Genomic DNA, 13,606 nt, shown 5'->3' on the forward strand with positions numbered 1-13,606 from the left:
GTGCGGGCCCTTGGTTGCGCAGGCCAGGACAGAGCGCCGTGGCCTCTATTGCCTACCCCCTGTCCTTGGCCGCGCGCCGGCTGGCCAGTTCCTCCACGCTTTGGGCGCGCATGAAGGGGTTGGTGGCGCGTTCCAGCGCGATCGTTGTGGGAACGGTGGCCTCGTCGCGCGCGCGGGCAGCTTCGACCTGCGCGAGGCGATCCGCGATGGCCTCATTCTGCGGTTCTGCCTGAAGGGCGAACTTGCCGTTGGAGAGCGTATATTCGTGCGCGCAATAGACCTGGGTGTCGTCGGGCAGGGCCTCGAAGCGTCGCATGTTGGCGTACATCTGCGCGGGCGTGCCCTCGAACAGCCGGCCGCAACCCATGGCGAACATCGTATCCCCCACGAAGATCATGGCATCGTCGGCAAAGTGATAAGCGATGTGGCCGGCGGTGTGGGCCGGCACTTCCATCACCACCGCTTCATGGTCGCCCAGCCGCACCCGGTCGCCTTCGCGGGCCGGGCGATCGACATGGGGGATTTTCGCCAGTTCGGCGGCGGGCGCCGTGACGGTGGCGCCGGTCGCTGCTACGATGCCGGGGTTGCCGCCGATGTGATCGCCATGCCAGTGCGTGTTCCAGATCTGGGTGATGGACCAGCCGCGCGCTTGCGCGGCGGCCAGCACCGGTTCCGCCACCGAGGGGTCGACGACCAGCGTCTCCCCGCTCGGCTTGTCATGAACCAGCCAGACATAATTGTCCGACAGAACCGGAACGCGCAGGATTTCGAGCGCGCTCACCATTCACCCGTGTTCGGCATCGACGCCCAAGGCTCGGCCGGCTCGAGATGGCCATCCTGCAGCAGCTCGATGGAAATGCCATCGGGCGTGCGGACAAATGCCATATGGCCGTCCCGGGGCGGGCGGTTGATGGTCACGCCATTGTCCATGAGGCGCTGGCAGGTCTCGTAGATATTTTCGACCCGGTAAGCCAAGTGGCCGAAATTACGCCCGCCGCCATAGCTTTCGCAGGCGCTGCCGTCTTCCGGCGGCCAGTTGTAGGTCAGTTCCACCTGCGCATCCTCATCGCCCGGTGCGGCGACGAAGACGAGCGTGAAGCGGCCCTTCTCATTATCGAAGCGACGGACTTCCTTGAGGCCGAGCAACTCGAAAAAACGCAAGGTTGCGTCGATATCGGCGACGCGGATCATGGTGTGGAGATATTTGGGCATGGTGCAGCTCTTTCCTTTGGTCCCGCGTCAGCAACGGTTCAGCACAAGAGTGAGATTGGTCATCTCTCAAATAGGCGTCTCGCGGTCGCGGGAAAAGAGAGGAATGCGCACAATGGTTTGGCTGCAGGACATGAACAAGGTCGCTTTGGCAGGTGCGGTGGTACTCGCGGGCGGCATGATCACCGGTGGCTATCTGCTTGGGGATGGCCTGCGGCGTGCCCACGCAGCTGACCGATCCGTCACGGTGCGGGGCCTCGCCGAGCGGAATGTGACCGCCGATCTTGCGACCTGGACCATCGCCTATTCCGCGACCGGCACCGACCTTGCCAGCGTGCGGGCCGATATCGAGGGCAATACGGCCGAACTGCGCGGCTACTTCAAGAGCCTCGGCTTCCCGGACAATGCGCTGACCGCGACCGGGGCCGGGGTCAATCAGTTCATCAACAATGGCGTCCCCAACATCACGATCACCCAGCGGATGCAGTTGCGCACGACCGATATCGAGCGGGCGCAAAAGGCAGTGGCCAATCAGTTCGATCTCGTGCGGCGCGGCGTGACGCTGCAGGAAGGTTCGGCGATGAGCTACAGCTTCACCAAGCTCAACGATATCAAGCCGGAGATGGTCGCCGCCGCGACCAAGGATGCGCGCTCCTCCGCAGAACAGTTCGCCAAGGATAGCGGCACCGGCGTGGGCGGCATCAAGAGCGCGACGCAGGGCTATTTCTCGATCGAGCCGCGCGATGGCGAGACATCCGGCGGCTATGGCGCGGCCGACACGCCCTTCAAGAAGGTGCGGGTTGTGACGACGGTGGACTTCTACCTCGATTGACTCCAGCGCGCGTCAGCGACCGCTGTCGGTGGCTGACGCGCCCTCGGCGGCGGGGGCCGGCTCGCCGCTCAGCTGGGCGAGATAGTCGGTGGCCTGCCGGGCAATATCGCTATCGCGCGCAGCCAGCTCCTTGCTGCGGCTGAAGGCAGCGCGGGCGCCGGCATCATTGCCTGAGAGCGCCAGAATGATGCCCTGTTCCAGCGCAATGGCGGCATCGTTGCGGGCGCGGCTGGCGGCTTCCTCGATATGCAGGCGAGCCAAGGGCAGGTCGTCCATGCGCCGGGCCAGCGTGGCCGAGAGGAGCCATGCGAGCGGATCGGCGGCGGCCAGCACGATCGCCTGATCGAGGTCGGTACGGGCGCCGGGCAGATCGTTGGCACCCACGCGGGCGCGGGCGCGATCCAGATAGATTTCTCCGGTCGCGAGCGTCTTGGGCAGGGGGCGCAAGAGCGCCGCGTCCAGCGCCCGCAGCGCGCGCGGCGTCTCGCCTGCGATCAGCGCCGCGTTGCCGGCCTGCGACCACAATCGCGCCTGCGTTACCGCGTCGAGGCCCTTGAAGGCCGCGCCATCCTCGAAAGCCTTTGCCGCGTCGCTCCAGCGCCCGGCCTGGCCGAGCGCATAGCCCCGGCACTGCGCGGCATAGGCGCGGCCATCGGCCTTTGCCCAGGCGTCCGCATCGGCAATGCCCTCGGAGGGGTTGGCGTTGGCGCGCTCCAGACAGGTGGCGAGGCGGGGCGCAATGGCGGGCGGGACGACGGCGGCCAGTTCCGTGCTGTCATTGCCGGCGCGTTCCGCGGGCACCTGCTCGATCCAGGGGCGCTGCTCTCGCTGCTCGGCCTCGGCGCGGCGCATCTCGTCTCGTCGCCGCAGCAGGGCCTCGATTTCGGGATCATGCTGGGGCACGCTCGCCTGAGCGAGCTGGGCGAGGGAAAGCGCGGCGGCAACGAGCATAGGCAGGGTCAGGACTCCACGAGGCGCGCGACAGTCGCGATCAGCAGGGCGATGTCCTGCGGGCGCGAGAGGCGATGATCGCCATCCTTGACGAGCAGCGTCTGCACATCGGCTGAACGAACCTGCTGCGCGATCCGCACAGCGATTTGCCAGGGAACGTCGGTATCGGCCTGGCCCTGCAGCATCCGCACCGGGCCATCGATCGCGATCTCGCCATCGAGCAGCCGCAGCGCTTCGCCCGACTCCCAGAAGGCGCGTGTGGTGACATAGGGCTGGTCACCATAGGGCGTGGGCTCGACCAGCTTGCCCTCGCGCTGCAGGGTTGCCTTTTGCGCGACATCAAAGCCCCAATCGGTAAAATCCGGCGCGGCGGCGATGCCGACGAGGCCGGCGACGCGCGCGCCCAAATCGCGGGCGAGCAGCAGGGCCAGCCAGCCGCCCATGGATGAGCCGACGAGGATGATCGGTCCGGCGGGGACGCAATGATCGATCACGGCGCGGGCATCGTCGCGCCAGCTGGCGAGTGTGCCGTCCTCGAACCGACCTGCACTCTCGGCGCAGCCGGCATAATCGAAACGGAGCATGGCGCGGCCTTGGGCGGCGGCCCAGTCGTCCAGCGCCAGCGCCTTGCTGCCCATCATGTCCGACATGTAGCCGGGGAGGAAGACGACGGTCGGCGCTGTGCCGGGCCGGTGGCGGTAGGCGAGGCGCAGGCCCGCGGCGTTGGGCAGGAAGGCGGGCGGTGCGCTGGTGGTATCGTCAGTCATGACGCTGCCCTTATCAGAACGGGAAGCGACTGGCAGGGGCGACGTCCTTGTCATCCTTGCAGGCATTCACGATGGCGCGCCATTCCGCCGGAGTCAGTGCGGCCTCATAGCGGTGGCCCTTGCGCGCCGAGGCCTCGAACGCCTTGCGCCGCTCGGCGGAGATGGGGTGCGAGGCCATGAGATTGGCGGCACGCTCGATCTGCTCCCCGCCGTCGCCTCCCCCGAGGCGTTTAAAGAAAGCGGCGGTCGGCAGGGGCGATATGTCGGCCTTTTGCAAGGCGCCGATGGAGTAGCTGTCCGCCGCCCGCTCGGCATCGCGGCCATAACTCAGGGACAGCAGGCCGTTGGCGGTGTTGCCGAGGTCGCCGCCGAACCCGCCCAGCACGATGCTGAGGCCAAACTGGCGGATGAGCGCCGTCATCGTGTCGCGGTTGCGGACATGGCCGATCTCATGGGCGAGGATACCAGCCACTTCATCGGGCGACTGGGCATCCTGAATGAGCTGGTCGAACAGCAGGATGTGGCCGCCGGGCAGGGCGACCGCATTGACCATCTTTACATTGGCGATGCCGATGCGGCGGATGGGTACATCTTCCCCGAGCTTGCGCTGGAGCTTGTCGAGCGCGGCGCGGCTCTGCGGGGTCTGGCACAGGCGACCGCCGAAATCGCCGATCATGGCATCGCCGAGCCGTTGCTCCCAGCTGAGCGGAACATGCGGCGCGATCCAGTCGGGCGCGCGGAGGACGGCGTAGACGACGCCCGCCGCGATCACGGCGAAGAGCGCCAGTGCCCGCCACAGGCCGACACGGTCGATCCAGCGGCCATAACGTGCGGGGAGGGGCAGGTGGATCGCGAAGTCCTGCGGTGGCGCGCCGGTGAAGCCGAGCCGCCAGCCATGCTGCCCGCGCAGGCCATAAATGGAGCGCCCGCCGCTGCCATCGACCGGCACCAGATCGCCCCAGCGGTGCGGGCCGCTTTTGTTCAGACCCCAGCGGAGCGTGAACGTCTCCGCTGTCCATTCCAGAACCGGATGATGGCGCGTTGCGCTGGTGCCATCATAATGCCAAATAGTCTCGTCCGGGCCGGCCTGGGTCATGCGCGCGCTATGGAGCTAGATGGCGCCGATGTCGAACGCATCGGCAAGGCCCTCGCCCTGACCCGGCGCATTCGTGCTCGACTGGGTGAGAGATGAGAGGCTGATCTCGCCGCTGGCATCGAGATGGACGATGAAGAACTTCCAGTGCCGGTAGGAGAGGAAGACGAGGCCGACGCCGAGCGTCAGCACCACCAGCGCGATGTCGCCGAGGATGAGCTTGAACCAGTCCTTGGTGCGCGCCGAGAAGTGGAAATCGAGCGTCGAAAGTGACAGGCTGCTCACGGCCACGCGGAAGAATTTGGCGTAATAGGCCAGCGCCACAAAGCCGATGATCGTATAGATCAGCAGCACCATCAGGATCATCGCGAGCACGAAGGCGAGGCCGGGTTGGGCCTGCGTCTCGGGATCGAAACCGCCAAGCATCGCAGCGCCGCCACCTGCAAAGATGAGTACGGCCATGACGGCAAAGATGATGAACGGCAGCAGGTAGAACAGCAGGAAGCGGCGGAAGATCTGGCCGGGCATTGCCGCCGCGCGGAAGGGATGAGGGCCAAAGCTCATCGCATTCCAGCGGTCGTTCCACAGTGAGGTCATAGACCAGGGAATGAGCAGGCCGATCACCATCCACGCGACGATGTTACGCCAGACATAGGACCAGCCATAGGCCCAGCCCTTGTCATTGCTGCCGCCGCGAATGCCGTGCCACCAGGTGCGGCTGAGGCGATAGCGCAGCATCCGCATGCGTGCCACGCCGGCGAGATAGAAGATCACCATGAACGACGTTAGGCCCAGCACGCCGGCGAGCGGTGCCTGTCCGCGCAACACCATCGCCTGCATGCCGAAGTTGAGAAACAGGAAAGGAATGCCGAAAAGCACCAGCACGATGAGGAAGCCGATGAGCAGTTCAACGCCGGTGCCGGTCCATTCCAGCCGCTCGTCGATGAAACGGGTGCGGCTCCACAGATAACGGCGCGTCCGCGTCGTCGCCCAGAAGCGATAGACACCAAGAGTCACGATGGTCAGCAGCAGATTGGTGAAGGCAATCGGGGCGTATTCCCGCCAGCTTCCTTCAAAACCGAATGCACGGTCGGTCTGGTCGTTCATTGGCAATGGTCCCCCGGCTATTGCGCGGGCGACCAGACACCGGATGCGGCTGAGCTGTCAAGTGCCTGAGAAAAAAGGGCGGGGCGCGGAGAGGGGCGCCCCGCCCCGCACTCACAGGGCGAGGGAAACCGTGAGGCGTATGTCGCGCCCGGCGAGCGGGGCGTAATCCTTGAGCAGGCTGGCGTGGCGCCGCGCCTCGACATCGAAGATGTTATTGGCTTGCAGGGAGAAGGAAACCTGCTGGTTCGCGATGGCGGGCTTCCAGGTCAGCCCGGCGTTGACGAAGGTGTAGGCCGGCGTGACAGTCTCGCGCGCGCTTACCCGATCCTGCTTGAAGGCATGCTCAATCTCGCCGCGCACAGACCATTCGCCGGCATCGAGCGTGGCACCGCCAAGCAGCCGCAGCGGCGGGATGCGCGGGACCGGCTCGCCGCTGTCGAGCGTTGCGCGCGTGAAATCGGCCAGACCATCCAGACGCAGCTCGGTGCGACCGAATGTCGCTGCCGTCCAATCCGCCTGGATCTCCGCGCCATAATATTCCGCGCCGGATTGCAGATAGGCAAAGCAGGGGAATTCGAGCGAGGTCGCGCCGCTGGCCGCCAGACAGGCGCTGTCATCGACGATGGAATCGTAAATGAACCGGTCGAACTTGTTGTAGAAGCCCGAGACGGTGAGGTGGAAGTCCTGGCCCCGCCCGTGCAGGGTGCCCTCGACGCCCCAGCCGCGCTCGGTGCCGAAGTTCGGATTGCCAAGCTCAAAAGCCTGCGTGCCGGCATGGTTGCCGCGCGCGAAGAGTTCATCCGCCGTGGGCGCCCGCTCGACCCGGGAGAGGTTGACGCCGACCCGCCAGTCAGTCGCGATGGCATAGCTGGCGCCGAGCGATCCCGACACCGTGTCGAAGTTGCGGCGATAGTCCGGCGAGCCAAGGTCGCTGTCCTGCGCCGCCTCGATGCGGTTGTGCTCGAAGCGCGCGCCGGCCTCCAGCCGCACCTTGCCAAGATCGAGCGCCTGCAGGGTGAACAGGCCCCAGGTCTCGCTGTCGATCGCCGGCAGAAACTTCTCCTCGCCTTCGATGTGGCTCTTGCGCAGCAGCATCTGGCCACCGATCGCACCTTCCCATCCGCCACGCCGCGCCTGCACGAGATCGAGCCGAGTTTCGAGGCCTTGCGTGAAGAAGCGGGTGTGAATGTCCTGCCCGTCGAGCGACATTTCGGCATGTTCGTAATCGGCCCAGCCGGCGCGCAAGCGGATCTGGTCGAGCAATCCGCCACCCACATTTACTTGCGCGCGCAGATCGGCACGGGTCTGCTTCATCTGGATTTTGACTTCCTCGGCGCCGTGCTCGTGCTCGCCTTCTTCGCCCTCGATCGCGCCTTCGTCCTCATGATCCTCGTGCGTCACGTAGCGGATCGGCAGGCCATAGGTGAATTGCGAGCGGCCGACCGAGAAGCCGAGGGACCCGCCGGAATCGATGTAGTTGAGGCCGCCGGTGTAGCTCCAGCCTTCGATGGCCGAATTGGGGATGCGCCCGCGCAGCCCGGCAAGGTCGCGAATGTCGGCTTCGTCGCTTTCCAGCGCTTCGGCGCGGGGCTCGGCGCCCAACACATAGCCGCCGCTGCGCAGATCGCCGGTTTCGATCCAGCTGCCATCGGCATGAAAGACGAAGCCGCCGCCTAGTGCAATGTCGGTCTTGCCGGCGAGCGATTTCTCGCGGGCGGCGCTGCCGAAGGTACCGGTGGCGGCCAGATCGAAGCCGCCTTCGGGCAGATGCGTGGGAATGCGCGTGTCGATGACATTGACGACGCCGCCGACCGCGGAAGAGCCATAGAGCAATGCCGCAGGGCCGTGCAGCACCTCGATCCGGTCGGCGAGCAGCGGATTGATTGCGACGGCATGGTCCACCGAGGTGGCGGACGCGTCGAAGCTGCCGATCCCATCGGTGAGCAGGCGGATGCGGTCGCCGGAGAAGCCGCGCAGGATCGGGCGGGAGGCGCCGGGGCCGAAGGACGTGGAAGAAACGCCCGGCTGCCGGGCCAGCGTTTCGCCCAGGCTCGGGCGGATGTCGCGGGCCAGTTCCTCGCCGGTGAGGACGGATGTGCCACCAAGCACATCGATATGCGAGCGCGGGATGATCGCGGTGACGACGATGTTTTCCGGCCGATCGTCATGGCCATGCGCTTCGCCGGTATCCGGCGGCGGCTGGCGCTGCGCCAGAGCAGGGGCTGCGAACAGCGCGGCGCTGGAGAGAAGGGCGGAGAGGGCGGCGGTATGCGCGAGGCGCGGACGGAAATTGCTTTTCATATGATATAACGTAACGAGTGGAAAAATGCTGCGCAAGCGAAATATCGTTCGGCGTTCGCTTCGTGCAAATTTTGACGCGGCAGCAGGGCGGGGCGCATCAGGCGCGCGGAAGGCGTGGCATCCGAGGGGAACCGGCGTCGCTCCCGACCGAGCGGACGCTCTTATCGCGTGCGGCTGGACCCGCCGCCTGCCGACTGAGCGGACGCAGCAGCGCTTGAGGCATTGCTTGCTGCCATTTCCGTCGGCTCCGTCTTCGCAGGCTCAGGAGGGCCGGCGCGCAGGCGCTTGAGTTCGGCAAGGCGGCCCTTGAAGGCGCGCAGTTCGGCGCCCGCCAGTTGGGCCGTCTCAGTGAACTTCACGCTCGCCGGATTGATCGTGCGGCCATTGCGGTAGATTTCGTAGTGCAGGTGCGGCCCGGTGGAGAGGCCCGTCGAGCCGACATAGCCGATGACCTGCCCGCGCTTGACGCGCTGGCCGGCGGCGACGGCGATGCGACTCATATGGCCGTAGCCAGACCCAAGACTGCCACCATGCTCGATCTTGACGTACTTGCCGTGGCCGCCGTGCCAGCCGGAATAGGTCACCCGGCCGTCGCTCACCGCATAAATGGGTGTGCCGGTGCTGGCGGCGAAGTCGAGGCCGGCGTGCATCCGGCTATAGCCGAGGATCGGATGTCTGCGCATCCCATAGCCGGAACTCTGCCGTCCGCTTACCGGACGGGCGAGAACGCCGCGCCGCTCACCCACGCCGGATGCCTCGAACCACTGCGCGCGGCCGGCCTGCGTCCAGCGCAGCAGGTTGATGTCCTTGCCGCGCTGCCGCTGCAGCCCTGCGAACAGCAGCTCTCCGGTCTCGCTTTCACCGGTCGCGGCGCGGCGATGGGCGACGATGATATCGAACGTATCGCCAGCCCGCAGGCCGTTGCCGACATTGACCTGCGCCGACAGCACCTTGAGATAGGCCTGGATCGTCGACGGATCGGCGCCGGCTGCGCGGGCGGAGCGGTAGAGGCTGTCACCCACCTGGCCGCGAATGCGCAGCGGCGTGTTGTCCACGATGATGGGAATGCGGCGCAGCGTCAGCGCGCCATCCTGCCGGGTGATCTCCAGCGCCAGCTCGAGCTTCGCGCGGAGGGACAGATGATCCAGCGGGCGTGCGACATTGCGATTGGCGCGCCGGCCGAGCACGATGCGCACGCGGGTGCCGGGCGCGATCGTAGCAGGATCGACGGCCTGCCGGATCAGCGCCATCGCCGCGCTGGCGTCATTGCTGCTGATGCCGGCGCGGGAGAGGGTGTGGGCGAAGCTGTCGCCAGTGCCGACGGCGGCATCCAGTTCGATCTGCGGGCGCTCGGGCGTCTCGCGCAGCGGCGCGACCAGATCGGTCGGCCCCATGCGCTTGCCTGTATCGGCCCCGAGCGCCGAGGCGCTGATCATCTGCGAGCGATACTGGTCCAGCTGCTCGGTCGACAGCGGAGCGGGTTGTGCGCCGGGGACGGTCAGGACGCCGGGCGCGGACATGACCATGATGCCGCACAGCGAAAAGCACGTAATGAAGCCGCGCCACCAGGTCCGGCTGCCGATGTTCTGGCCAAGATCGGGCGCGAGATCGACGCGATGCGCCCAGTCCTGAACCCGCTCGCGCCAGTCGCCAGAACGGAGCGGTGCGAGCACCTTCGCCGGGCTGTTGAGCCAAAGCGTACCGGTGCCGGCGCCCTGCGTGGGGCTAAGCTCGATCTTCTGAAACACGAATTGATGCGCCCCTGACGGCTTCTGCCACGCTGTCGCGACTGCCAAACGTCGTGCTTTGTTTGTAAAGGCAGGGGGTTAAAGTCAAATAAAGACACAATATCGGCCAATAGCTTGCGGCGAGTTGTGCGCAATCGTCGGCTGATTGCGGAACCATCCCTAATTCATGCGCCGTCTGGATTGAGCCTTGCCGTGAGGCACGCCGCGCTCCATGTGTCAGCCAATCATGTCGAGCTACGAGCCTGCAGCTCTCAAGGCGGTCCTGGGACCGACCAACACGGGCAAGACCCATCTGGCGATTGAGCGGATGTGCGGCCATTCGAGCGGGCTCATGGGGTTTCCGCTCCGTTTGCTTGCGCGTGAGGTTTACGAGCGCGTGGTGCGAATCAAGGGCGCCGACCAAGTCGCGCTGCTGACCGGCGAGGAGCGAATCGCGCCGCCCGGCGCCCGTTATGTGCTGGCGACTGCCGAGGCGATGCCGGTTCGCGGCGGCTTCGGCGCCTTCTCCGATTTCGCGTTCGTGGCGGTGGATGAGATCCAGCTCGCCGCTGACCCTGAGCGCGGCCACATCTTCACCGACCGGATGCTGAACGCTCGTGGGCGCGAGGAGACGATGCTGCTCGGCTCTGCGAGCATGGCGCCCTTGGTGCGCACGCTGCTGCCCAAGGCGGAAATCGTGACGCGGCCGCGCTTCTCCACCCTGCGCTACAGCGGGCCGCAAAAACTCTCCCGCCTGCCGCGCCGCTGCGCCGTCGTCGCTTTCTCCGTCGAGGAGGTGTACCGCGTCGCTGAAATGCTGCGCCGGCATCGCGGGGGCGCGGCGATCGTGATGGGGGCGCTCAGCCCTGCGACGCGCAATGCGCAGGTCGCGATGTTCGAGGCCGGAGAGGTCGATTATCTGGTCGCCACCGATGCCATCGGCATGGGGCTCAATCTTAACGTCGATCACGTCGCCTTCGCGTCGCTCCGCAAGTTCGACGGGCGGCGGACACGCCGCCTGACCGTGTCTGAAATGGCGCAGATTGCCGGGCGCGCCGGGCGTCACCAGCGGGACGGGACATTCGGCGATGTCGGCGCGGCGGATGGCGAGCCGGCTTTTTCCGCCGAGGAGGTGGAGCGGATCGAGGAGCATCGCTTCGACCCCATCGAGCAGATTTTTTGGCGGGAAGCGGACCTGCCGATGGATGACATCGACACGCTGATCGAGGCGCTGCTGGATCGTCCGGAGCGCGCGGGCTTGCGCGCGGCGCCCGAAGCGATCGACCTGGCGGTGCTGCAATATCTCGCCGAGCTGCCAGACGTGCGCGCACGGGTGCGGGGCCGGGGGCAGGTCGCACGGCTCTGGGCTGCATGCTCCGTGCCAGATTTCCAGAAGCTCGGCATCGAGCATCATGCGCGGACCATCCACCGCCTGTGGACGTGGCTGAGCCAAGGCAACGGCCATATCCCGCAGGATTGGTTCGCGGCGCAACTTGCCCGGCTGGACAATGTGCAGGGCGATGTCGACGCGCTGGCGGGGCGGATCGGCGCCGTGCGAATCTGGGCCTATGTCGCGCAGCGGGACGATTGGCTGGCGCAACCGGTCGAGATGGCCGCACGCGCACGGGTGCTGGAAGAGCGGCTTTCCGACGCATTGCACGGCGCGTTACGGCAGCGTTTCGTTGATCGGCGCGCCTCCGCCTTGCTTCGGCGGGGCGGTGATGCCAAGGCGTTTTTGTCAGTGGACGTCGACGGCGCAGGCAATGTAACAGTCGATGGTCACAGGATCGGCACGATGCGGGGCTTCCGCTTCATCGTCGATCCGCTGGCGAGAGCGAATGAGAAGCGGCTGCTGCTGGCCGCTGCCGAACGGAGACTGGGTGCGCATTTGAACGAGATGGCTCAGGCATTGCTGGCGGTGGACGATAAAGCGTTCACTCTCGCCAGCCCTCCCGGCGGTGATGCGCAGATCATCTGGAACGGGCACCCGGTCGCGACATTGAAGGCAGGGCAGCGTCTGCTCGCGCCTGAAATGACGCTGGATGCGGGGCTCTCCAGCCTTGTGCCGGAAATTCAGCAGGGCGTGCGCGATCGGCTGGCGCTCTGGCTCAAGAATCAATTCGAGCGCCACATTCCGGCGCTGCTGAAGATGGAGGCCGGCTCCACGGAGGCCGAACTGCCCGCGACCGTGCGCGCGGTGCTCGCGCAACTGGCGGACGCGGGCGGCATCGTGCCGCGCAACACGCTGGATGAAGCGCTCGGGCAGGTCGCCAAGGAAGACCGCACCCATTTGCGCAAGGCCGGGGTCGTGATCGGCGTCATGGATTTGTATCATCCCGGCCTGATGAAGCCGGCGGCGGCGCAATGGCGCATGGTGCTGCTCTCGCTCAAGGCCGGCAAACCGCTGGTGGCGCTGCCCGCGCCGGGCGCGGTGCTGCTGCAGAGCGGTGGCGGCGAAGAACGCAAGGCGAGTGCGCCGAGCGAGCCGGTGGAAGCCAGCGACGTCGCAGCACCGGTTGAGGCCGAAGTCGAAGTGACCGCGGAGGCTACGGTGACCGTTGAGGCTCCCGCGTCCGAAACGCCGGCAGTTGCTGAGGCGCCCGCACCTGCCAAGGTCGCCAAGCCTGTCGTGCCGATCGACGAGATTGGCGCGCGCATTGCGGGATTCCGCAAGCTGGGTGATGCCTGGTTGCGCATCGATATGGCCGAACGGCTTGCGCGCGGGGCGCATGAGGCGATTGCTGCCGGCAAGCCCTATGGCGCTGATGATCCAACGATCGTCTCCATTGGCCTGAATGAAGCGAGCTTTCTGGAACTGATGCGGCAGGCCGGGTTCCGCCCCGTGCCCGATGCGGCGGAAGGCGCGCCCAACTGGCAGTTCCGTGGCCGGCCCAAGCCGCGTCCGAAATTCGAGGGGCCGCGCAATCGCGGCGGCAATCGTCGTCCGGCCCAGCAGGGGCGGCAGGATCAGGATGGCCAGCCCCAAGCGGCCGGCGATGGCCCGCGCAACCGCCCGGATCGGCGCGGTAAGGCGGCCGAGGGTGGCCCGCGTCGTGAACGGGACAAGCGCCCGGATCGCGACAATCGTTCCGATCGCGGCCAACGGCCGGATCGTGGTCCGCGACCGGACCGTGATGGCGGAGGTCGCGAGCGGCCGATTGTCGCCACGGGCAAGGCGTTGGCGGGTCTTGGCGCCCTGTTTGGCCGAGAGGACTGACTTTCTGGCGAGGCAGCGGGATGAGGGCGCATCGACCGGGCATGGACCGAGTTTGCGCCTCGACAAATTCCTCTGGTTCGTGCGCCTGTCCCCCAGTCGTTCTAGCGCACAGGCGCTCGCGGAGCGGGGCATCGTGCGCATCAATGGCCGCCGGATCGAGCGGGCGCACGCGCCGGTGCGTGTGGGTGACTTGCTCACCTTGCCGCAGGGCAATGTCATTCGCGTGATCCGCGTGGAACATTTGCCGGAGCGGCGCGGCCCGGCCACCGAGGCCCAGCTTTGCTACAGTGCGATCACGCCCGGCGCCGACCCGGATACGACGGTGATGCCCCGATAAAGTTAAGCTACGCGCAATCCTTGCCCTTGCCTGTTGACCCTGTGGCGGCGCGCGCATATCGCGAT

At 66.5% G+C, this 13,606-nt stretch carries 11 protein-coding genes; 3 read left to right on the forward strand and 8 right to left on the reverse strand.

Annotation, left to right across the window (positions count from 1 at the left end; translation table 11 throughout):
- Window positions 1–52: 52 nt before the first annotated feature.
- Both gloB and M2334_RS04590 read right to left on the reverse strand, forming a co-directional pair.
- Entirely contained in the window at window positions 53–784 is a 732-nt protein-coding gene (gloB, locus tag M2334_RS04585; protein ID WP_264604889.1) for a hydroxyacylglutathione hydrolase, read from the reverse strand.
- A complete protein-coding gene (locus tag M2334_RS04590) occupies window positions 778–1,212 on the reverse strand; it encodes a VOC family protein (RefSeq protein ID WP_264604890.1) in 435 nt (144 codons plus the stop codon). The genes gloB and M2334_RS04590 overlap by 7 nt, the downstream gene beginning before the upstream one ends.
- Before the next feature lie 112 nt (window positions 1,213–1,324).
- On the opposite strand from M2334_RS04590, the gene M2334_RS04595 reads away from it, so the two are divergent.
- On the forward strand, window positions 1,325–2,041 hold the full coding sequence (locus M2334_RS04595; RefSeq protein ID WP_264577455.1) for an SIMPL domain-containing protein: 717 nt from the start codon (window positions 1,325–1,327) through the stop codon (window positions 2,039–2,041).
- A 12-nt stretch (window positions 2,042–2,053) separates the two neighbouring features.
- Here the strand turns inward: M2334_RS04595 and M2334_RS04600 are convergent, their stop codons facing one another.
- The 6 genes from M2334_RS04600 to M2334_RS04625 all read right to left on the reverse strand — a co-directional run bounded on the left by M2334_RS04600 (window position 2,054) and on the right by M2334_RS04625 (window position 10,008).
- Window positions 2,054–2,992, reverse strand: coding sequence for a hypothetical protein (locus tag M2334_RS04600; RefSeq protein ID WP_264604891.1), 939 nt, complete (start codon window positions 2,990–2,992; stop codon window positions 2,054–2,056).
- Window positions 2,993–3,000: 8 nt separating this feature from the next.
- Window positions 3,001–3,759: an alpha/beta hydrolase gene (locus M2334_RS04605; protein ID WP_264604892.1), complete on the reverse strand. Its 759-nt coding sequence runs from the start codon at window positions 3,757–3,759 to the stop codon at window positions 3,001–3,003.
- Between the two features lie 13 nt (window positions 3,760–3,772).
- Window positions 3,773–4,855, reverse strand: coding sequence for a M48 family metallopeptidase (locus M2334_RS04610; protein WP_264604893.1), 1,083 nt, complete (start codon window positions 4,853–4,855; stop codon window positions 3,773–3,775).
- 15 nt (window positions 4,856–4,870) lie between these two features.
- Complete coding sequence (locus M2334_RS04615) at window positions 4,871–5,959, reverse strand: YjgN family protein (RefSeq protein ID WP_264604894.1); 1,089 nt, start codon at window positions 5,957–5,959, stop codon at window positions 4,871–4,873.
- A gap of 111 nt (window positions 5,960–6,070) precedes the next feature.
- On the reverse strand, window positions 6,071–8,260 hold the full coding sequence (locus M2334_RS04620) for a TonB-dependent receptor (protein ID WP_264604895.1): 2,190 nt from the start codon (window positions 8,258–8,260) through the stop codon (window positions 6,071–6,073).
- A gap of 161 nt (window positions 8,261–8,421) precedes the next feature.
- On the reverse strand, window positions 8,422–10,008 hold the full coding sequence (locus tag M2334_RS04625; protein WP_264604896.1) for a M23 family metallopeptidase: 1,587 nt from the start codon (window positions 10,006–10,008) through the stop codon (window positions 8,422–8,424).
- 226 nt (window positions 10,009–10,234) lie between these two features.
- Here M2334_RS04625 and M2334_RS04630 point away from each other — a divergent pair, with 226 nt between their 5' ends.
- Window positions 10,235–13,204: a helicase-related protein gene (locus tag M2334_RS04630; RefSeq protein WP_413716457.1), complete on the forward strand. Its 2,970-nt coding sequence runs from the start codon at window positions 10,235–10,237 to the stop codon at window positions 13,202–13,204.
- 4 nt (window positions 13,205–13,208) lie between these two features.
- Window positions 13,209–13,541, forward strand: a complete 333-nt coding sequence (locus M2334_RS04635) for an RNA-binding S4 domain-containing protein (RefSeq protein WP_264606030.1) — start codon at window positions 13,209–13,211, stop codon at window positions 13,539–13,541.
- The last annotated feature ends 65 nt before the right edge of the window (window positions 13,542–13,606 follow it).

Origin of the sequence: Sphingobium sp. B11D3D, from assembly GCF_025961755.1 — a bacterium.
Lineage (GTDB): Bacteria > Pseudomonadota > Alphaproteobacteria > Sphingomonadales > Sphingomonadaceae > Sphingobium.